The sequence below is a fragment of the Gaiella sp. genome, assembly GCF_035710885.1.
Classification (GTDB): Bacteria; Actinomycetota; Thermoleophilia; order Gaiellales; family Gaiellaceae; genus Gaiella.
Genome location: NZ_DASTCS010000005.1, coordinates 1 through 19498, shown reverse-complemented (window position 1 = coordinate 19498; position 19498 = coordinate 1). Strand labels below are relative to the sequence as shown.

At 70.9% G+C, this 19498-nt stretch carries 21 protein-coding genes; 18 read left to right on the top strand and 3 right to left on the bottom strand.

The genetic code is table 11. The features are described 5' to 3' along the window. Positions 1-124: 124 nt before the first annotated feature. From VFO26_RS01740 to VFO26_RS01725, 4 genes are read left to right on the top strand one after another with little or no spacing between them, the layout of a single operon-like run. Positions 125-1060 carry a branched-chain amino acid ABC transporter permease gene (locus tag VFO26_RS01740; protein WP_325113148.1) on the top strand — a complete coding sequence of 312 codons (936 nt, stop codon included), beginning with the start codon at positions 125-127 and terminating at the stop codon, positions 1058-1060. After that, positions 1057-2034, top strand: coding sequence for a branched-chain amino acid ABC transporter permease (locus VFO26_RS01735; RefSeq protein ID WP_325113147.1), 978 nt, complete (start codon positions 1057-1059; stop codon positions 2032-2034). Before VFO26_RS01740 ends, VFO26_RS01735 begins: the two co-directional genes overlap by 4 nt. Continuing rightward, positions 2021-2815, top strand: a complete 795-nt coding sequence (locus VFO26_RS01730) for an ABC transporter ATP-binding protein (RefSeq protein ID WP_325113146.1) — start codon at positions 2021-2023, stop codon at positions 2813-2815. The genes VFO26_RS01735 and VFO26_RS01730 overlap by 14 nt, the downstream gene beginning before the upstream one ends. Then, positions 2808-3563: an ABC transporter ATP-binding protein gene (locus VFO26_RS01725; RefSeq protein ID WP_325113145.1), complete on the top strand. Its 756-nt coding sequence runs from the start codon at positions 2808-2810 to the stop codon at positions 3561-3563. The genes VFO26_RS01730 and VFO26_RS01725 overlap by 8 nt, the downstream gene beginning before the upstream one ends. On the opposite strand, the gene VFO26_RS01720 is transcribed toward VFO26_RS01725, so the two are convergent. Then, positions 3557-3910, bottom strand: coding sequence for a hypothetical protein (locus VFO26_RS01720; protein ID WP_325113144.1), 354 nt, complete (start codon positions 3908-3910; stop codon positions 3557-3559). The genes VFO26_RS01725 and VFO26_RS01720 overlap by 7 nt on opposite strands. 187 nt (positions 3911-4097) lie before the next feature. Here VFO26_RS01720 and VFO26_RS01715 point away from each other — a divergent pair, with 187 nt between their 5' ends. From VFO26_RS01715 to VFO26_RS01680, 8 genes are all read left to right on the top strand, one after another. Further along, positions 4098-5360, top strand: coding sequence for an ABC transporter substrate-binding protein (locus tag VFO26_RS01715; RefSeq protein ID WP_325113143.1), 1263 nt, complete (start codon positions 4098-4100; stop codon positions 5358-5360). 52 nt (positions 5361-5412) lie between these two features. Then, entirely contained in the window at positions 5413-5850 is a 438-nt protein-coding gene (locus tag VFO26_RS01710) for a hypothetical protein (protein WP_325113142.1), read from the top strand. After that, positions 5847-6455 carry an XRE family transcriptional regulator gene (locus tag VFO26_RS01705; protein ID WP_325113141.1) on the top strand — a complete coding sequence of 203 codons (609 nt, stop codon included), beginning with the start codon at positions 5847-5849 and terminating at the stop codon, positions 6453-6455. The genes VFO26_RS01710 and VFO26_RS01705 overlap by 4 nt, the downstream gene beginning before the upstream one ends. A gap of 15 nt (positions 6456-6470) precedes the next feature. Continuing rightward, positions 6471-7643, top strand: coding sequence for an aminotransferase class V-fold PLP-dependent enzyme (locus VFO26_RS01700; protein ID WP_325113140.1), 1173 nt, complete (start codon positions 6471-6473; stop codon positions 7641-7643). Positions 7644-7716: 73 nt separating this feature from the next. Beyond that, positions 7717-8427, top strand: a complete 711-nt coding sequence (locus VFO26_RS01695) for an alpha/beta hydrolase family protein (protein ID WP_325113139.1) — start codon at positions 7717-7719, stop codon at positions 8425-8427. 13 nt (positions 8428-8440) lie between these two features. Beyond that, a complete protein-coding gene (locus VFO26_RS01690; protein ID WP_325113138.1) occupies positions 8441-8827 on the top strand; it encodes a nuclear transport factor 2 family protein in 387 nt (128 codons plus the stop codon). Positions 8828-8832: 5 nt separating this feature from the next. Continuing rightward, a complete protein-coding gene (locus tag VFO26_RS01685) occupies positions 8833-9717 on the top strand; it encodes a D-glycerate dehydrogenase (protein ID WP_325113137.1) in 885 nt (294 codons plus the stop codon). Between the two features lie 11 nt (positions 9718-9728). After that, positions 9729-10580, top strand: a complete 852-nt coding sequence (locus VFO26_RS01680) for a dimethylarginine dimethylaminohydrolase family protein (RefSeq protein ID WP_325113136.1) — start codon at positions 9729-9731, stop codon at positions 10578-10580. 79 nt (positions 10581-10659) lie between these two features. Here the strand turns inward: VFO26_RS01680 and dinB are convergent, their stop codons facing one another. Next, positions 10660-11721, bottom strand: a complete 1062-nt coding sequence (dinB, locus tag VFO26_RS01675; protein ID WP_325113135.1) for a DNA polymerase IV — start codon at positions 11719-11721, stop codon at positions 10660-10662. 26 nt (positions 11722-11747) lie between these two features. On the opposite strand from dinB, the gene VFO26_RS01670 reads away from it, so the two are divergent. From VFO26_RS01670 to VFO26_RS01660, 3 genes are all read left to right on the top strand, one after another. Further along, positions 11748-12887 carry a serine hydrolase gene (locus VFO26_RS01670; protein ID WP_325113134.1) on the top strand — a complete coding sequence of 380 codons (1140 nt, stop codon included), beginning with the start codon at positions 11748-11750 and terminating at the stop codon, positions 12885-12887. A gap of 538 nt (positions 12888-13425) precedes the next feature. Next, positions 13426-15717 (top strand): endopeptidase La, encoded by a 2292-nt coding sequence (lon, locus tag VFO26_RS01665; RefSeq protein WP_325113133.1) that lies wholly within the window; start codon positions 13426-13428, stop codon positions 15715-15717. Continuing rightward, positions 15714-16028, top strand: coding sequence for a helix-turn-helix domain-containing protein (locus tag VFO26_RS01660; protein ID WP_325113132.1), 315 nt, complete (start codon positions 15714-15716; stop codon positions 16026-16028). Before lon ends, VFO26_RS01660 begins: the two co-directional genes overlap by 4 nt. Positions 16029-16031: 3 nt before the next feature. On the opposite strand, the gene VFO26_RS01655 is transcribed toward VFO26_RS01660, so the two are convergent. After that, positions 16032-16631, bottom strand: a complete 600-nt coding sequence (locus VFO26_RS01655) for an MBL fold metallo-hydrolase (RefSeq protein ID WP_325113131.1) — start codon at positions 16629-16631, stop codon at positions 16032-16034. A 95-nt stretch (positions 16632-16726) separates the two neighbouring features. Between VFO26_RS01655 and VFO26_RS01650 the strand changes: the two genes are divergently transcribed. From VFO26_RS01650 to VFO26_RS01640, 3 genes are read left to right on the top strand one after another with little or no spacing between them, the layout of a single operon-like run. Beyond that, positions 16727-17428: a sensor histidine kinase gene (locus tag VFO26_RS01650; RefSeq protein ID WP_325113130.1), complete on the top strand. Its 702-nt coding sequence runs from the start codon at positions 16727-16729 to the stop codon at positions 17426-17428. Next, complete coding sequence (locus tag VFO26_RS01645) at positions 17425-18099, top strand: response regulator transcription factor (RefSeq protein ID WP_325113129.1); 675 nt, start codon at positions 17425-17427, stop codon at positions 18097-18099. The genes VFO26_RS01650 and VFO26_RS01645 overlap by 4 nt, the downstream gene beginning before the upstream one ends. 55 nt (positions 18100-18154) lie before the next feature. After that, positions 18155-19447 carry a hypothetical protein gene (locus VFO26_RS01640; protein ID WP_325113128.1) on the top strand — a complete coding sequence of 431 codons (1293 nt, stop codon included), beginning with the start codon at positions 18155-18157 and terminating at the stop codon, positions 19445-19447. The last annotated feature ends 51 nt before the right edge of the window (positions 19448-19498 follow it).

Here is a 19498-nt window from a genome sequence, read left to right as displayed (position 1 = left end):
GCTTGACACCCCTCGACGGGACCGCGTTCAATCCCGCCCTGACATGTCACACGGTGCCGTCCCCGTAGCTGCCGCCGAAGCGCCGAGAGACGGTCCCGTCGATCGGATCCGTCGCCATCCGGGCATGGTCCTGATCGCGCTCCTGGCCGCCACGGCTCTCGGACTCGGGATCGCGGAGGGCTGGCGCGAGCTCGGCCAGGTGACGATCAACGGCATCGTCGCGGGGAACTACTTCGCGCTGGGCGCGGTCGGCCTGACCCTCATCTTCGGCGTGCTGAGGCTCGTCAACTTCGCGCACGGAGAGTTCCTGACCTTCGGGGCGTACATGCTCATCGCCGGGAACGCGCTCGGCCTGCCGCTGGTTCTCTCGGTGCTCTTCGGGGTCGTCGCCACCGCGCTGCTGGGTCTGCTCCTCGAGGTCGGGCTCTGGCGCCCGGTGCGGCGCAGGCGAGTCGGGGAGCTCCAGCTCCTCCTGCTCGCGCTCGGCCTCGCCTTCTTCATGCGGAACGCGATCGCGTTCGTGGCGGGGCCGGAGGATCGCGCGACCGGGGCGAACATCACCGCGGGTGTCCGGATCGGCGAGCTCCGGATCGGGCGCACGGAGCTGATCGTGACCGTTGTCGGCCTCGCGGTCATCCTGCTCGTCGCCGTCGCGCTGAAGTACTCCTCGCTCGGCCGCCAGGCGCGCGCCCTGTCCGACAGCATCGAGCTCTCGGAGACCACCGGCATCGACACGGATCGGATCGTCCTGATCACGTGGGCCGCGAGCGCCGGGCTGGCGGGCCTTGCCGGGATCTTCTACGCGTTGCCTGCCGGGGTCGCCAATCCCAACCTCGGCTTCGGGCTGATTCTCAGCATCTTCGCAGCGGTCGTCGTCGGCGGCATCGGCAACGCCTACGGCGCCCTGGCCGGGGGGCTGCTGATCGGCCTGGTGCAGGAATGGTCGACGCTCGTGATCGACCCGGCCATGAAGGTTGCCGTCGGGTTCGCCGTGCTGATCCTCGTCCTCCTGATCCGCCCGCAGGGCCTCTTCGGGCGGGGGCGGTCGGTGGAGCGATGACCTCCGGCGGGGTCCTCGGCATCTCGTTCGAGTTCCTCCAGAACGTCGACTTCTGGATCAACGTCGGCGTGCTCGCGACGACGTACGGCGTGTTTGCGCTGGGCATCCAGCTCAACATCGGCACGACCGGCATCTTCAACTTCGGGCAGGCCGGGTTCATGGCAGTCGGCTCCTACACGATGGGCATCCTGGTCGTGAAGTCCGGCGTCTCCTTCTGGCTCGCTCTGCTCGCGGGCATAGGGGTCGCGGCCGTCGCGGCGCTCCTGGTGGGACTTCCGTCGCTGCGGCTCCGCGCCGACTACTTCGCGATCTCGACGCTCGCGTTCAGCGAGATCGTCCGCTACGTCGCAGACAACTGGGACGGCCTGACCGGTGGGAACCTGGGGTTGTTCGGCTACTCGGACACCTGGACGGAGGCCTCCGCACGGATCGACGGCTGGCTGGAGCACCTGGGGATCGAGCCCCATTTCCTCCTTCCCCTCCTGCTCGTGAACCTCGCGCTGTTCCTCGTCCTCGCCGGGTTCGTTGCGCTGCTCGTCCGCTCGCCGTGGGGACGGGTCCTCAACGCGATCCGCGAGGACGAGGACGCCGCGCGCGCGCTGGGCAAGAACACGTTCGTGTTCAAGCTGCAATCGCTGGCGCTCGCGGCAGGGCTGGCCGCGATCGCCGGCTACATGCTCGCGCTCAACATCTCGATCCTGTCACCTGCGAATTTCGAGCCGATCCTGACCGCGTACGGGTACGTGATCGTGATCCTCGGAGGGCTCGGCAGCTACCGCGGGGTGGTCGTCGGCTCGTTCTTCATCATCTTCGTCCTCGAGGCGACCAGGTACCTCGAGCTTCCTCTGTCGGACGCCCGGGTCGCCGCGTTGCGCTTCATGATCGTCGGGCTCGTGCTGATGGCGCTGGTCGTCTTCCGGCCGCAGGGCGTCTTCGGCAAACGGGAGGAGCTGATGCTGCGTGCCCGCGGCTGAGCGTCCCCTGCTCGAGGTGCGGTCGGTCTCGAAGCGCTTCGCCGGCCTCCTCGCGGTGGACCGGGCGACGTTCGACGTCGCCCCGCGGACGATCACGGCCCTGATCGGACCCAACGGTGCCGGCAAGTCGACGCTCTTCAACGTGCTCACGGGCTTCCAGCGAGGGGACGGCGGCGACGTCGTGTTCGACGGCCAGTCGGTATACGGCCGGGCGCCGCACACGATCGCCCGGAAGGGAATGGTGCGGACGTTCCAGCTCACGAAGGCGTTGGCCGTCATGTCTGTGATCGACAACATGCTGCTGGCCGCGCCCAACCGCGGCGAGCGGATGCTGCTGGCTCCGCTCCGGCCCGCGTGGCGTCGGCCCGAGCGTGCCGCCCGCGAGCGCGCCGTCGAGCTCCTCGACGTCTTCGGGCTCGCCCCGAAGGCCCGGGACTACGCAGGGACGCTCTCCGGCGGCCAGAGGAAGCTCCTCGAGCTTGCCCGCGCTCTCATGCTCGAGCCGCGGCTGCTCCTGCTCGACGAGCCGCTCGCCGGCGTCAACCGGACGCTCGGGCGCTCGCTCCTCGAGCACATCGAGCGGCTGCGGGCGGAACGTGACGTCACGATCCTGCTCGTGGAGCACGACATGGACGTCGTGATGCGCCACTCCGACACCGTCGTCGTGATGGGGGAGGGCCGGGTGATCACGAGTGGGCCTCCCGAGGAGATCCGAGGGGACCCACGAGTGATCGAGGCGTACCTGGGAATGGAAGCCGCCCACGGTGGGCTCGATGCCTGACCGGGACGGCAGCATCCTCGCGATCGAGGGCGTCGAGGCCGGCTACTTCCCCGACGTCCCGATCCTCAACGGGGTCGGCGTCAGCATCCGGCCGCGGGAGATCGTGACGATCGTCGGCCCGAACGGGGCGGGCAAGTCCACGCTGGTGAAGGTCGTGATCGGGCTGCTGTCGCCCTGGAGGGGAAGCGTGCGCCTCCGGGGCGAGGACGTCACCGGCAAGAAGCCGCACGCGATCGTGGCACGGGGTGTCGGTTACGTCGCTCAGCGAGACAACGTCTTCGCGACCATGAGCGTGGAGGAGAATCTCGAGCTCGGCGCGCTGGTCCTGCGCTCGGCCGACCCGGAGGCCCGCCTCGGCGAGATGCTCGACCTCTTCCCTCGTCTCGGCGAGCGTCGGCGTCAAGCAGCCGGGACGCTCTCGGGAGGCGAGCGCCAGATGCTCGCCCTCGCCCGCGCGCTGATGGCGGGCCCCGAGCTGCTGCTGCTGGACGAGCCGTCGGCGGGTCTGTCGCCCATCGCCGTCGACCTGATCTTCGAGAAGATCGCCGAGATCAACGCGTCCGGGATCGCGATCCTGATGGTGGAGCAGAACGCTCGCCGGGCGCTCGCCATGTCGCACCGCGGCTACGTGCTGGACGGCGGCCAGAACCGCTTCGAGGGCAGCGGGCGAGACCTGCTCCACGACCCCAAGGTCGTCGACCTGTACCTGGGCGGCCCGGGCGTCGCGTCGGCGGACGACGCTCAGTGATCCAGCACGAACAGGTGTCGGCCGACCCGCGCCTCGAGCCTGAGGAAGCGGCCGAGCTGCGACGTGCGGACCCGGTGCACCAGCCGGACGACCACCGACAGATCGTCGACGTCGTAGAGGACGAAGATGGTGTACGGGAGCGGGGCAGGCTGTCCGGTCAGGAAGAGGTCGTCGTCGAAGGACGCGATCAGCCGCGCGCCGTCCTTGCCCGCTTCGCGCAGAATGCGGCCGAGCTCGTCCGTTGCCACGTCGCGCTCCTCCGCCGTCGCCTCGTACCAGCCGTCGGTGGCCGCAACGAGCACGAGCACGCGATACGGGGGGTCGAAGTCTGGCTCGGGGTACTCCACCGGCGCGCGAGCCTATCAGGCGTAATCCGGCATATTGAACTCGACTTCAACATGTTGTACGGTCAAGCGAGGTGAGACCCGTCCTCGGAACTGAAGCGTGCCTGCCGTGAATGGGAGCGGGCCGGGTCGTGGAGGCAGGAAGCCAGTACGTCCCGTCACGGGGCGCACGTGGAGACAGGAGGGCTCTATGAAGGGCAGAACCGGAGTGCGGTGGCTCGCCGCCGTCGCGGCCGTCGCAGTTCTGGCCACGGTTGCCGGGATGTCGACCGCGAGCGGCGCCCAGTCAGGATTCACGCTCCGTATCGGCGTGGTCGTCCCGTTCACCGGGGCGTCGGCGGTCTTCGGCCCGGCGTACGCGAAGGCCGCCGGCCTCGCCGTCCAGCAGGCCAAGACCTCGCTCCGACGGGCGGGGATCAACAACGTCAAGATCGAGATCGAGTACGCCGACGACGGCACGACACCGGAGGGTGGAGTGAACGCCGCGCGGACGATGATCTCCAAGGGCGCCGACTGCATCCTCGGCGCGCTCACGTCGGGAAGCTCGATCGCGATCGCGCAGGCCGCGACCGTGCCCGCGCGTGTCCCGCAGATCGGGCCGAACAACTCGTCGCCGGCCCTCACCGACCTCAAGGACAACGGCTACTTCTTCCGCACCATGCCCTCCGACACGTTGCAGGCGCCGATCCTTGCGCGCCTGATCAAGGAGGAGATGGGAGCCGGGAAGACCATCTCGCTCGCAGGGCGCAACGACGCCTTCGGCACCGGCCTCCTTCCGATCCTCAAGACCGCGCTCGAGCGGGTCGGGATGAAGACGCAGGGGCCGTTGCTCTACGACCCGACCGCCGCGAGCTACAACTCCGAGGCCGACGACATCGTCAAGGGCAACCCTGACGCTTACGTCATCCTCGACTTCCCGGCGAACTACGCGAAGATCGGCTCGGCGCTCCTGCGCACCGGCCGGTTCAACGGGCGCAGGCTCTTCGTCGCCGGCGGCTGGCCGGCCACGATCCCGTCGTTCATCCCGACTGCCTCGCTCGAGGGCGCACGCGGCACGGTCGCGGGCTCACCGACGGGGACGAAGGCAGCGGAGTCGTTCCACCGGCTCTTCACGGCCAGGCCCGGGACGAAGGACCGCCAGACGCTCGACGCGAACAACTTCGACGGGGCGATGATCTGCATCCTCGCCGCCGTCGCGGCGAACTCCGGCAGGGGATCCGACATCGTCAAGCAGATCCCCAGGGTCGCATCGGCGCCCGGGCGGACGTACACCTACCTCAACCTGGCCGGAGCCATCAGGGCGATCAAGGCCGGCAAGGACATCAACTACGAAGGGGTGGGAGGACCGGTCGACTTCGACCAGAACGGCGACCTCAAGGCCGCCCTGTACAACGTCTACGCGTACAAGGACGGCAAGCAGGACGTCATCCGACAGCTGAAGATCCGGAAGTAGCACTCGCTCCCTGGGGGGCGCCGCGCCGGCGCCCCCCAGAGAACGCACGACCGTGACCACCACCGATCTCGCACACTGCGTCTCGTCGCTCTGCTCGGCAACGGCGGACGACGCGTTTGCATACCTGTCCGATCCGAGCCGGCTCGGCGAATGGGCACTGGGCTGCTGGGGTGCGGTCGCGCACTCCGGCGGCGTGGTCAGGGGAACATCGCTCTTCGACGGCGGCGAGACCTTCGCGCGAGCGGACGTGGATCCCACCAGGCGGATCGTCGACTTCGAGGTCGGTGACGATCCGGCCCGGCTCGTGCGCCGGATCAGCGCACGCGTCGTGCCCGGCGACCACCTCGGCGAGCCCCCGACGGCGAGCCTCGTGCTCCTGACCGCCTGGCGGACACGCTCGCTGGCGGACGATCGCTGGCACCGCCTCGTCGCCTCGCACGAGGCGGAGGTCCTCCTCCTGCGCCACCGAATCGAGGCGTGGGCCCCATGACGAGCATCGATCCCGCCGGCAGCGTCGAGCTACAGGGGGAAAACGACCGCGAGTCGAGCACGAGTGAGGTCGGCGCGAGGCTTCGTCAGCTCCGCCGTTCGCGCGGCGTCTCCCTGGCCGACGTCGCCGAGGGGACGGGTATCTCGACGTCGTTCCTCTCGATGGTCGAGAAGGGCAAGAGCGACATCACCGTCAGCCGCCTCATGCGGCTCGTGCACTGGTTCGGAGTGAGCATCGCGGACCTCGTACAGGAGCCGAACTCGTCACCGGTCCAGGTCGTCCGTGCGGACAGTCGGCGCTCGGTGCGACTGACCGACGAGAGGATCTCGATCCAGATGCTGACCAGCGACGGCCACCACGCGATGATGCCCGTGATCAACGTGTACGACGAGGGAGGCGGCATGGCGGATCCGACGCGCCACGACGGCGAGGAGTTCGTCCACGTCATCGACGGTCGCGTGGAGCTGACGGTGGGCAGCGGCGATCCGATCGTGCTCGAGGCCGGTGACAGCGCGTACTACCGCTCGGATGTCCCGCACTCGTTTCGGAACGCCGGACCCGGCGTCGCCCGGTTCTTCGGCGTCACCACACCGCCCAACCTCTAGCGGGAGCAGGAACCCATGACCAGTGCGCGCGAGATCGACGTCCGGACAGGGCCGGGTTCGCCCATCAGGGGCGAGTTCCCGATCTTCGAGAGCGCGACCTACCTCAACTCGTGCTCGCAGGGGGCGTTGGCGCATCGCGTCCGCGATGCCGTCGAGGAGTGGCTCTCCGGCTGGGACGCGAACGGCGCCGAGTGGGACTTCTGGGTCGAACGGAACGAGGCGTTTCGCTCGGCGATCGCGCGCCTGCTCCACGCCGAGGCCGATGACGTCGCCGTCACGACCTCGGTCTCGCAGGGCATGAGCGCGCTCGTCTCGGCACTGCCCCTCGACGGCGAGCGGAACCGGATCGTGATCAGCGAGTACGAGTTCCCGACCGTCGGCCAGATCGCGCACGCGCAGGAGCTGCGTGGAGCGGAGGTCGTCCACGTTCACCCCGGCTCGGACGGGGAGATCCCGGCGGAGCGGTTCGCCGAGGCGATCGACGAGCGGACGGCGCTCGTCTGCTGCACGACGCTCTCCTACCGGTCGGGGCACCGGCACGACGTCGGTGCGATCGGGGAGGCGGCCCACGCAGCCGGCGCGATCGTGCTGGCGGACAGCTACCAGGCGTGCGGGGCGGTCGAGCTCGACGTCCGCTCGCTCGGCGCGGACGTGGTCACGGGCGGGACCGTCAAGTACCTGCTCGGGACGGCGGGTCTCGGGTTCATGTGGGTCCGGCCCGAGGTGCGGCAGGCGCTCGTGCCGACGCAGACGGGGTGGTTCGCCGACGAGGACATCTTCGCCATGTCGATTGCCGACTACTCGCCGCACCGGAGTGCGCGCCGGTTCGACTCCGGGACGCCGCCTGTGCCCGCCCTCTACGCGGGCGTTGCCGGCCTCTCGCTCGTCGAGGAGGTCGGAGTCCAGGCGATCGAGGCCCACGTGCGCGGCCTCGCCGACCGTCTGCTGGACGGGCTCGAGACGCTCGGAGCGACGGTGCCCACACCGCGCGACCCGTCCCGACGCGGGCCGCTCGTCTGCGTGCGCTCCAATGACGTCGCCGCGCTCGTGGGAGCCCTCGCCGCCGAGCGGATGATCGTCTCCTCCCGGGAGGACAAGCTCCGCGTCGCCCTCCACCTCTACAACGTCGACGAGGACGTGGATCGGCTCCTGGAGGCGCTCGCACGCCACCGCGCCCTGCTGGCGTGACGACAGGCGTGCGTTGAGTCGACACAAGCCCCCTCCCGCACCCAGCATCGCCTACGGGGGGCACCCGGACCAGGTGGCGAACCTGCACCTCCCCGCCCGGGAGGGTGGGCCGTGGCCGTGCGTCGTGCTGCTCCACGGCGGGTTCTGGCGGAGAGGGTGGGACCGGACTCTCATGACCGCCCTCGCCGCCGACCTCGCGAGGCGCGGGGTCGCAGCCTGGAACGTCGAGTACCGGCGCGTCGGGCAGGACGGCGGCGGCTGGCCGGGGACGTTCGAGGACGTCGCCGCCGCCGTCGACCGGCTCGCGGAGTTCGACGAGGTGGACGCGGCGCGCGTCGCGACGTGCGGCCACTCGGCCGGAGGGCACCTCGCGCTCTGGCTCGCGGCTCGGCATCGGCTTCCTGCCGGGGTGCCCGGCGCGGAGCCGCGCGTCCGGCCGGTCGCGGCGATCGCGCAGGGGGCCGTGTGCGACCTCGAGCAGGCGTGGCGTGACGATCTCGGGGGCGGCGCTGTCACGGGTCTGCTCGGCTCGTTCGCCGACGTGCCGGACCGCTACGCCGCAGCCTCGCCCGCGGCCCTCGTCCCGATCGGGGTCGCCCAGCTCCTCGTCCACGGCAGCGCAGACGACATCGTCCCGGTGTCGCAGAGCCACCACCATGCGGCCACGGACCCGCTCGCCGAGCTCGTGCAGCTCGACGGAGCCGACCACTTCGACGTGATCGACGTCGAGCAGGCGGGGTGGGCGGCGGTCACCGACCGGCTGCCCGAGCTCCTCGGAGGCTGACATACTCGCTCCGATGGGTGCGTCCGATTCCGCTGCGGAGCTCGAGCGCATCATCGAGCGCTACAACGAAGCCTGGAACGCGCAGGATCTCGAGGCGATCGTCTCCCTCCATGCGCCCGGGATGGTGTTCGAGAACCACACCGCTGGAGAGCGAGCCGAGGGTGCGGAGGTTGGCGCCCACATCGGCCGGATCTTCGCCAACTGGCCCGACCTTCGCTTCCGCGGGCGTCGTCTCTACGCGCGGGACGGGCTCGTCGTCAGCGAGTGGACGGCGACGGCGACCGACGGGGAAGGGCGGCGGCTCGAGTGGGACGGGATCGATGTGTTCCCGTTCGAGAACGGCCTGATCCTGCGCAAGGACGTGTACTCGGCGGGACACCGCCCGCGCGTGCTCCCGTAGACGAGGTGGCGCGACCGCGCGTCCACGTCACCGCGCCCGTCCCCGCCGAGGTGGAGACGGCGCTCGCACGGGACTTCGAGCTCGTCGCCGGGCCCGAGGGCGCCGACGGGATCGTCGCGATGCTCACGACGCGCGTCGACGCGGCCTACCTCGACGCGGCGGGACCGAGCCTCCGGGTCGTCGCGAACTACGCGGTCGGCGTGAACAACGTCGACGTCGGCGAGGCTGCTCGGCGCGGAGTCGTCGTCACGAACACACCGGACGTCCTCACCCGCGCCACCGCCGAGCTCGCGGTCGGCCTGATGCTCGCCCTGCTGCGGCGAATCACCGAGGGAGACCGCTTCGTCCGCCGGCGCGGCGAGTGGGAGTTCTCCCTCGAGTTCATGCTCGGCGCGAGCCTGCACCGGAAGCGCCTGCTGATCGTCGGGCCGGGGAGGATCGGCCGCGAGACGGCACGGCTCGCCGAGGCGTTCGGCGCCCGCTCGGCCTTTGCGGGCCGGGGAGACGACCTCGGTCGCCTCCTGCCCGGCGCGGAGATCGTCAGCATCCATGTGCCCCTCACGCAGGACACCCGCCGCCTGATCGACGCACGGGCGCTCGCCGCCATGCCCGCCTCGGGAGTGCTCGTCAACACGGCTCGAGGGCCGATCGTCGACGAGCGCGCACTCGTGGACGCGCTCCGCGCCGGGGTGATCGCGGGTGCGGCCCTCGACGTGTTCGAACGGGAGCCGGAGGTCGAGGCGGGGCTCCTCGAGCTCGAGAACGTCGTGCTCACACCGCACCTCGGCAGCGCGACGAGGGAGACGCGCGTGGCGATGGGCATGCTCTGTGTGGAGGCGCTCCGGGCCGTGCTGGTGGAGGGGCGCAGGCCCGCGAACGCGGTGGGGTAGCGTGCGCCGCCGTGGACGGCTACGGCAGCGCATCGATGTGGGGCGCGCTTCGTCGCGTGCTCGTGCGGCGGCCACTCCCGGAGGACGGGGAAGCGTGGCGGGCGTACGGCTGGCGAGCAGCTCCGAACGTTGCGGTGGCACAGGACGAGCACGAGGCCTTCTGCGCGCTGCTCGAGGAGGCGGGCGCCGAGGTCATCGTCTCCGAGCACGAGCCGGGCAACCCGGACGCGATCTACACCTACGACCCGACGCTCGTCGGGCGGAACGGCGCCGTGCTGCTCCAACCCGGGAAGGAGGGGCGTCGGCGCGAGCCCGAGGCGACCGTCCCGGCGCTGGAGCGGGCAGGTGTGCCGGTCGTCGGGCGGGTCGAGCTGCCGGTCACGGTCGAGGGCGGCGACACGGTCTGGCTCGACGACGAGACGCTGCTGATAGGGATCGGCTATCGCACGAGCCCGGACGCGGTCGCCAGCTTTCGAGACCTGTTCCCCGGCGTCGAGGTGATCTCGTTCGACCTTCCGCACTGGAACGGCGCTGCGGAGGTGATGCATCTGATGTCGCTCATCTCGCCTCTCGACCGCGACCTCGCGCTCGTCTACCCGCGCCTTGCTCCGACACGACTCATGTGGCTCCTGGCGGAGCGGGGGATCGAGGTCGTCGACGTGCCGGACGAGGAGTTCGAGTCGATGGGGCCGAACGTGCTCGCGCTCGGTGCCCGGCGCGCGCTCGCGCTCGAGGGGAACGACGAGACGCGACGGCGGATGGAGCGAGCCGGGGTCGACGTCGTGACGTACCGAGGTGACGAGATCTCGCGCAAGGGCGACGGCGGACCGACCTGCCTGACGCGGCCGCTGCTGCGCGCATGACTCACCCCAGATCCGGCGCAGACCTGTCGCTTCCGGCCGTGTCTTCGTGCCTGGCACGTGGACATGGCCCGCTCGGCCCTCAGAGCTCGTCGAGCGTCAGCTGGCGCAGGGACGTCAGCCCCGAGACGCCGACGCCGACCAGACGCAGCGCTCCGGGGCGATCTCGGAGGCCCCGGTCGAGAAGAGCGCACGCAAGCTCCGCGATCCGCTCCGCCTCGTCGACCGGAGTCGGCAGGGTGGTCGACCGGGAGCGGATCGAGAAGTCGGTGTAGCGGAGCTTCGTCGTCACGGTCCGGGCCGAGAGCCCGTCGCGGCGCAGGTACGACGCGACGTCGTCCGCCATCCGTCGCAGCTCCGCGTGGAGCAGCGCTCTGTCGCTGAGGTCGCGCTCGAAGGTCTCCTCGGTCGAGATCGAGATCCGCTCGACGTCGAGCTCGAGGTCGCGCGGGTCGATCCCCCGCGCGCGATCGCGCAGGAGCCGACCGACCTGACCGGGAAGCACCGCGCGGAGCTCCACGTCCGAGAGCTCGGCGATACCGCCGATCGTGGAGATGCCCGCCGCAGCCAGGCGCTCCTCGGCGCGCGGGCCGACGCCGGGCAGCACCCGCGTCGGGAGGGGAGCGAGGAAACGTCGCTCTCGCCCCGGGGGCACGACCGTGATCCCGCCCGGCTTTCGCCGGTCGGACGCGATCTTGCACACCACCTTCGACGTGGACACTCCCAGCGAGCACGTCAGCGAGGTCGCTCCCCGCACCGCGACCTGGACGGCCTCCGCCAGCCGGCGCGCACCGGCGAACGAGTCGAGCACCGTGCCGAGGTCGAGGTATCCCTCGTCCATCCCGGTCCGCTCGACGCGCGGCACGACCTCCTCGACACACGACCAGACGGCCTGCGAGTACTGCCTGTAGAGGGCGTGCCTCGGCCGCCGGAAGACAACGTCCGGGCAGCGACGCAACGCCTCCGCGGAGCTCATCGCGGAGCGGATCCCGAACCGCCGCGCGACGTAGTTCGCAGTCGCAACGACTCCCCGCCCGTGAGGGTCGCCGCCTACGACGAGCGGCCGCGTCCGCAGCGACGGGTCTTCGAGCTCCTCGACGGCCGCGAAGAAGGCGTCGAGGTCCAGATGCGCGAGTATCGGCACGAGCAGGACAAGGCTACGGTTCGACCGTGATCACCTCGCCGCCGCCTCCTCCGGCCCCGGCGCCGCCGGTGGTCGAGCGGCCCGCCGCGTATCAGGCCTCGTACGGGATGGTCGAGGGTCGGGCTCCGCAGGGGGCGCGCCGCGTGATCGTTCGCGTCGACGGCGAGGTGGTCCGGGAGCTGCGTCTGCGAGAGCGAGCCTTCGTCGTCGACGTGGAGCTTCCGCCGCGCGAGGTCAGCGTGCGGGTCGAGACCGTCCACCGCGGCGGCCGCCGCGCGGGGACGACGGTTCATCACGTCCTGGGGCTCCCGCGTGCTGCGCGGCCGCGGGTGCGCATTCCCAGGCTCGACCCGGGACTGCAGTCCGCGATCAGGCGACTCTCGGGCGGGTTCCCGGGGACCTCGGCCGTGTACGTGGAGAACCTCACGACGGGGGGCGCAGCCGCATGGAACGCCCGAGCAACGTTCCCCGCCGCCTCGACCCTCAAGCTCGCGGTCGCGGTCACCTTGCTCGCGCGTACCGACGGCCCGCCTCGGCCGGGAAGCGTGCTCGACGACCTCGTTCGCCGACTGCTCGTCGCCTCGGACAACGAGTCCGCGAACCGGCTCCTGATGTTGCTCGGGGGCTCGACGAGCGGTGGCGGCCACCTCGTCGACAGCCTGATGCGGTCGATCGGGCTCGAGCGCACGGTGATGTACGGCGGCTACGTCATCGAGACGGCCCTCGGCCCTCCGAGGGAGATCGCAGCTCGGGGAGTCCCTCTGACCGTGACGGACCAGCCGGCCTGGGGAGTCGGCAAGGCGACGACGGCCGTCGACCTCGCGCGCCTCCACCGTGCGATCTGGCTGGGCAGCGCGGGCCTCGGCCCGCTCGGACGCGGCCGCTCGGGGGTCAGTCCCGCGGAGGCCCGCTACCTCCTCTACCTGCTCGCACGCGTGCGTGACCGGGGCAAGCTCGACCGGTTCGTGGGCAGGCGGGGTGGGGTGGCCGTGCTCCACAAGGCGGGCTGGGTCGACCCGGCGCGCCACGACGCGGGCCTCGTCGTCTGGCGCAGCGGGATCTTCGTCGCGGCGGTGATGACCCACCGTGCCGCCGGCGCCGGAATCCGCTCGGACGTCCTCGCGGGGCAGGTCGCGAAGACCGCCTTCGCGCGCTTTCGCGGGTAGCTGCCTGCCGCCGCTCGACCGCGGCTCCGCGACGTGGGCGCCTTCGGTGTCAGACACCGATTCCTGTCAAGGGAGACGTGTGCCGGCTTCGCACCGATCGCTCCACGGCCTGCAAGCCCAGCATGCATGCGGGGTGGAGCGGGAAGACCCATGGGTCGCCTCTGCCGAGTGGGCTCGAATGCGCGCGGAACGCGCTGGGTACGGCGTTCGACGTTGTGGACGAAGTGGCACAGAGGTGGCACACCTTGGCCTTGACAGGAAACGGTGTCGACACCGCTCACCGCCACGCACGCCATGAGGCGCGAGGGCGCCACGCGGGCGCCCTCGCAGCGGGTCGGCGTGCGCCCTCGGAGTGCGCTGCCGGCCCATCCGTGCCCGACCCCCGGGAGGCGGTTGGGGATCGCGGATTGCCTCCCCTGTATTCGAGCGCGCGGCTGCGAAGGGTTTGTGAGCGTTCGGTTTGCGTGGGGTCAGGATCCGCGCTGCCTCGAACGTACTAGGTACAATCTTTGTATCTACTACCGCCGAGGAGCGATCAGTGACCAAGCTCTTGCTCGTCCCACTCGACGACATCGTCGTCTTTCCCAACATGAACGTGACGCTGACGGTCGACGTCGGCGACGAAGACCGTGTCCTGCTCGTGCCCAAGCACGAGGGTGAGTACGCGGCGGTCGGCACCGTCGCGCGGGTGACCGACCGCGTCCGGCTGCCCGGCGGCGCCGTGGCCGTGGCGATCGAAGGCCTGCACAGGGGTGTCGCGGGCGCAGCCGAGACGGACGGACAGGGTCGTTTGCTGGTCGAGGTCGAGGAGCGGAAGGACGGTGCCTCCACCGACGAGCGCATCCGCGAGCTCGAGACCGAGTACCGCGCGGTCGTGGAGGAGATCCTCGAGCTGCGCGGCGACGACGGCCGGATCCAGGCGTTCGTCCGCTCCATCGCCGAGCCCGGGGCGCTCGCGGACACATCGGGCTACTCGCCCGACCTCAGCTTCGCCCAGAAGGTGCAGCTGCTCGAGACCGTCGACGTGGCCGACCGGCTGGAGCTCGCGCTCTCGTTCCAGCGCGAGCGCCTCTCCACGATGCAGATCCGACAGCGGATCCGCGAGGACGTCAACGCCGGCATGGAGAAGCAGCAGCGCGAGTACCTCCTCCGCAAGCAGATGGACTCGATCCGCAAGGAGCTCGGCGAGGACGATGCGTCCGTCGTCGAGGAGTACAGGACGAAGATCGCCGAGGCGGACATGCCGGAGGCCGTGCGCGAGCAGGCCGACAAGGAGCTCGCTCGCTTCGAGCGGATGGGCGAGAGCTCGCCCGAGTCCCAGATGATCCGGAGCTACCTCGACTGGCTGCTCGCCGTCCCGTGGGGTGTCCGCTCGGACGAGGTGCTCGATCCCGAGCACACCCGCGAGATCCTCGACGCCGACCACGCCGGCCTGGAGGACGTGAAGGACCGGATCGTCGAGTACATCGCCGTCGCGAAGCTCCGCAAGGAGCGCGGCATCGAGCCGGACAAGCGCGCGGGCGCGATCCTCACGCTGATCGGGCCGCCCGGCACGGGCAAGACCTCGATCGGCGAATCCGTCGCGAAAGCACTCAACCGCGAGTTCGTGCGCATGTCGCTCGGCGGCGTCCGCGACGAGGCGGAGATCCGCGGCCACCGCCGGACGTACATCGGCGCGCTTCCCGGCCGCCTGGTGCGCGCGCTGCCCGATGCGAAGACGATGAACCCGGTGATCCTCCTCGACGAGGTCGACAAGGTCGGCGCCGACTGGCGCGGTGACCCCTCGGCCGCGCTGCTCGAGGTGCTCGACCCTGCGCAGAACTCCACGTTCCGCGACCACTACCTCGACGTCGAGGTCGACCTCTCCCAGGTCTTCTTCATCGCGACGGCCAACATGGCCGAGACGATCCCCGGGCCGCTGCTCGACCGCATGGAGGTCATCCGCTTCGACGGCTACACCACCGACGAGAAGGTCGCGATCGCGCGCGGCTACCTCTGGCCGCGACAGCGCGAACGCGCCGGGCTGCAGGAGAGCGAGGTCTCGATCTCGGACGACGTCCTGGAGGTGGTGATCTCGGAGTACACGCGCGAGGCTGGCGTCCGCCAGCTCGAGCGGGAGCTCGGTTCGATCCTGCGCAAGACCGCGACGAAGATCGTGACGAAGGAGGCGACGCCTCCCGTCGCCGTGGACATCGCGGCGGTGCGCGACGCGCTCGGCCGGCAGAAGTTCTTCCGCGAGGCGGCGGAGCGGACGGCCGTCCCGGGCGTGGCCACGGGCCTCGCCGTCAACGTCACCGGCGGCGACGTGCTGTTCGTCGAGGCGACCGCATCGCCCGGCGAGGGGCTGACGCTCACCGGCCAGCTCGGCGACGTGATGAAGGAGTCGGCACAGATCGCGCTCTCCGCGGTGCGCTCCCAGGCCGATCGGCTCGGGATCGACCAGGAGGCGTTCGAGCGGCGGTTCCACGTCCACGTGCCGGCGGGGGCGATCCCGAAGGACGGGCCGAGCGCCGGCATCACGATGGCGACCGCGCTCGCCTCGCTCCTGAGCGGGCGACCCGTGAGGCACACGGTCGGCATGACCGGCGAGCTGACCCTGCAGGGGCGCGTGCTCCCGATCGGCGGGCTCAAGCAGAAGGTGCTCGCCGCACACGCCGCGGGCCTCACCGACGTCGTCGTCCCGGAGCGAAACCGCGCCGACCTCGACGACGTGCCGGAGCACGTCCGCGAGAAGCTCGCGTTCCACCCGGTGATGTCGCTCGACGAGGTGCTGGACATCGCGCTCGAGCCGGCGAAGTCGAAGCAGTCAAGGCCCCACGTCGCGGCATGAGCCGCTGTCGGAAGTGCAGCCCTGTCCCCGAGGAGGTTCGCCGCGCGGCGGGCCTCCTCGAAGGGCGGTGGACCGTGTCGATCCTGTGGGCCTCCTCCGAGGGCGCGAGCCGCTTCAACGAGCTCAAGCAGGCCGTCGGGGAGATCCCGCCGCGCACGCTGGCGCAGCGCCTCGTCGAGCTCGAGCGGGCAGGCCTGTTGGAGCGCCACGTGATCGACGCGAGGCCGCCGCGCGTGGAATACCGCCTGACGACGGACGGTCTCCGGCTGCGCGCGGTACTCGACGCGCTCGCCGCCTACGCGGCAGCCTGAGGCTCAGCTCCGCGCGAGCGCGCGGGCAAGCGCGGCGCGGCCGTCGACGAGGACCGGCAGCCCGTGCGAGGTCAGTACGCGCTCGACCGGGAACTCGAGCAAGGGAGCGAGATCGCCGGCCAGCCGATCCAGCCCTCCACACGAGTCGAGCCAGGACTCGGGGCAGAGCGTGAGCCCGGCGTCCGACCCCACCAGCGCGTCCCCGGGCACCACCGACCGGGCATCGGGCAGCCAGTAGACCACCTCCTCGGCGGCCGGCGCCGGCACGGCGACGACCTCGACGGGAAGCATCTCGACCGCGGACGGATCGTGCACCCGTCCGGCGTACCGCTGGGCCAGCTCAGCGGCGCTGCGAGCGTGCCACGTGCAGGTCAACAGGATGGCGACCGGTAGCCCGAGCCGCTCCACGTCGCGGTCGAGCGATGCGAGGAACCGCTCGCGCTCGGCCCGATCGGCCGGTACGAGCGGGTCGAGGAGCACGACCGCGTCGGCGGTCTCCCAGTACACGCAGCCCACCTCCTGGTCCCAGTCGTCGCCGGGCTTCCAGTCCGGGTGGGCGGTCGTCCAGCGCCAGAGCCCCTCGTCGATCCGCGTTACCTCCACGTCCCGGAAGCTACCGTCCGTTCGCCCCGGCGGAGGGGGCGGGATCGTTCTGGAGGACGATGCCGTGCGGCTCGGGGTGGGCTACCGTCCGCAGGATGGAGTCGGGCCCTTCGCTCACCCCGTACGACGAGCTCCAGGCGCGGCTCGAGGCCGACCGCGCCGCCGCAGCCCGGCGCGCCGTGGCCGAGGAGCGACAGAGGATCGCGCGGGAGCTGCACGACGTCGTCGCGCACTCGGTCTCTGTCATGACGGTGCAGGCCGGGGCCGTGAGGCGGCTCCTGCGCCCGGAGCAGGAGCGCGAGCGGCTGGCCCTGGAGGCGATCGAGACCACCGGGCGGGAGGCCCTCACCGAGATGCGGCGGCTCGTCGGTCTCCTCCGCGACCAGGGGTCGACACCCGACTTCGCGCCGCAGCCCTCGATGCGCACGGTGGACGTGCTCGTCGGTACCGTCCGCGAGGCAGGGCTGCCCGTCGAGCTGGAGGTGGAAGGGGAGCCGAGAGAGCTTCCGCCGGGGGTCGACCTCTCCGCCTACCGTGTCATCCAGGAGGCGCTGACGAACGCGCTCAAGTACGCCGGCCCCGCGAAAGCGTGGGTCACGGTGCGGTGGAAGGAGGGCGAGCTGGAGGTCGAGGTCGCAAACGACGGCCGCTCCGAGCCCGTGGGCGACGGCGGCGGGCACGGGCTCGCCGGCCTCCGTGAGCGAGTCTCGCTCGTCGGGGGCTCGATCGAGTCCGGCCCGCGTGCCGGAGGCGGGTTCGTGGTCAAGGCGCATCTTCCGCTCGGTGGGCGCGTGTGACGACGAAAGTGCTGATCGTCGACGACCAGTCGCTCGTGCGTGCAGGCTTTCGCATGATCCTGGAGTCGGAGCCGGAGATCGAGGTCGTCGGCGAGGCCGCCGACGGGCTGACCGCCGTGCTGGCCGCGCGCGAGACGCAGCCCGACGTGATTCTGATGGACGTTCGCATGCCCAACGTCGACGGCCTCGAAGCGACGCGCCGGCTCCTCGAGGGAAAGGAGGAAGGGCCGCGGATCCTGATCCTGACGACCTTCGACCTCGACGAGTACGTGTACGAGGCGTTGCGGGCGGGAGCCAGCGGGTTCCTGCTCAAGGACACGCCGCCGGAGCAGCTCGTCGAGGCGATCCGCATCGTGGCGGGCGGGGATGCGCTGCTCTCGCCGGTCGTCACCCGCCGGGTGATCGCGGAGTTCGTCCGGAGGCCCCCGGTCTCGACGGTGCAGCCGCCGCCTGGTCTCGACGACCTCACCGCACGAGAGCTGGAGATCCTGCGGCTGATCGCCCGAGGCCTGTCGAACGCGGAGATCGCCGCGGAGGCATTCGTGAGCGAGACGACCGTGAAGACGCACGTCGCGCGGATCCTGATGAAGCTCCGGCTCCGCGACCGGGTGCAGGCCGTGGTCTTCGCCTACGAGCACGGCATCGTGCACGCCGGCGAAGCCGCGGGCTAGACACAGGCGCAAGTCACCCTATAGCCAGTTCGAGGGACTGCCGATACAGGTGAACGTGCCTGTTCCGCAGCCGCTTCAATCGCGTCTCATCGGCGCGCTCTTCGTCGAGCGGGGCCTCGTCTCCGAGAGCCAGATCCGTGTGGCCCTCGAGCTCCAGCACGAGACCGGGCAGCAGCTCGGTCAGATCCTGGTCGAGCGCTTCGGCGTCTCGCGGAAGGAGCTCGCGAGCGTCGTCGCCGAGCAGTGGGCGAAGCTCGGCGGCTCCGCGGGCCCGGAGGACAACGCCAGCTGGCGTCGTCTCGGGGAGATCTTCGTCGACCGCGGGTTCGTCTCCCAGGAGGAGCTCGAGCAGGCGCTCGAACGGCAGAGCCAGACAGGTGAGCGCCTGGGCGAGGCGCTCGTTGCCCAGGGCGTGATCAGCAAGTTCGAGCTTGCGGGGGCACTCGCCGAGCAGATGGCCGCTCTGGGCGAGTCCGAGGCCGAGCCCGACGAGCGGCCCCACGCCACCGTTCACCACTTCCCGCTGCCGGAGGAGCCCGTCGAGGCATCGGCCGAGCCCGACGAGGATGGGGAGCGCGAACCGGAGCCCGAGCCTGCCGGGACACTGCTCGAGGCGGTGCGTGACCTCGAGCGCGACGAGCCGTCGCTCGAAGCCGAGGCCGAGCCGGAGCTGGAGCCCGTGTGGGGCGAGACCGTGCTCGAAGCGGTGCCCGAGCCGGGGCCGGAGGTCGAGCTCGCGCACACGGCGGAGGTCGAGCTCGCGCCCGAGCCCGAGCCGCAGCCGGAGCCGGAGCCGGAGGAAGTGCACGAGCCGTCGTTCGAGGTTGCGTCGGAACCGGAGCTCGAGGAGGCGCCGGAGCCCGAGCTCGAGGAAGCACCGGAGCCGGAGCTCGAGGAAGCGCCCGAGCCGGTGCTCGAGCAGGTGGAAGCACTGTTCGACGCCGAGTCGCGCAACGGGCGCGCCGCGCCCGCCGACGACGTCGGAGAGCCGCTCGCCGTCGACGGCACCGTCGACTCTGCGGAGCTCGCGGCGGCCGGCATCGTCCTCGAGGAGGTGCCGCAGCCGGAGCCGGCCGCCGCGTGCTTCGCCTTCGCGCCCACGACGCGCGGCTACGTCCTCGTCCCACTCGAGGAGATCCCTTCTGCCGGCCAGACGATCGACCTCGCGGACGTCGGCAAGCGTGTCGTCCTCCGGGTCGGCGGCTCCCCGATCCCGATGGACGACCGCATGTGTGCGTTCGTCGAGGAGCAGGTCACACCGCCGCCCGCCGCCCTTCCGGAAGAGCAATCCCCACGCCGGTTTGCAGCAAGCCTCGCCGCCAGGCCGCGCCCTACACTCAGCCTGTAGGGCCGTTAGCTCAGCTGGTAGAGCAGGGGACTTTTAATCCCAAGGTCGCTG

What these genes read in the sequence shown, in the direction of transcription:
- VFO26_RS01740 (WP_325113148.1), top strand. Translation starts at nt 125, where the DNA reads ATGGTCCTGATCGCGCTCCTGGCCGCCACGGCTCTCGGACTCGGGATC.
- VFO26_RS01735 (WP_325113147.1), top strand. Translation starts at nt 1,057, where the DNA reads ATGACCTCCGGCGGGGTCCTCGGCATCTCGTTCGAGTTCCTCCAGAAC.
- VFO26_RS01725 (WP_325113145.1), top strand. Translation starts at nt 2,808, where the DNA reads ATGCCTGACCGGGACGGCAGCATCCTCGCGATCGAGGGCGTCGAGGCC.
- VFO26_RS01715 (WP_325113143.1), top strand. Translation starts at nt 4,098, where the DNA reads ATGAAGGGCAGAACCGGAGTGCGGTGGCTCGCCGCCGTCGCGGCCGTC.
- VFO26_RS01705 (WP_325113141.1), top strand. Translation starts at nt 5,847, where the DNA reads ATGACGAGCATCGATCCCGCCGGCAGCGTCGAGCTACAGGGGGAAAAC.
- VFO26_RS01700 (WP_325113140.1), top strand. Translation starts at nt 6,471, where the DNA reads ATGACCAGTGCGCGCGAGATCGACGTCCGGACAGGGCCGGGTTCGCCC.
- VFO26_RS01690 (WP_325113138.1), top strand. Translation starts at nt 8,441, where the DNA reads ATGGGTGCGTCCGATTCCGCTGCGGAGCTCGAGCGCATCATCGAGCGC.
- VFO26_RS01660 (WP_325113132.1), top strand. Translation starts at nt 15,714, where the DNA reads ATGAGCCGCTGTCGGAAGTGCAGCCCTGTCCCCGAGGAGGTTCGCCGC.
- VFO26_RS01650 (WP_325113130.1), top strand. Translation starts at nt 16,727, where the DNA reads ATGGAGTCGGGCCCTTCGCTCACCCCGTACGACGAGCTCCAGGCGCGG.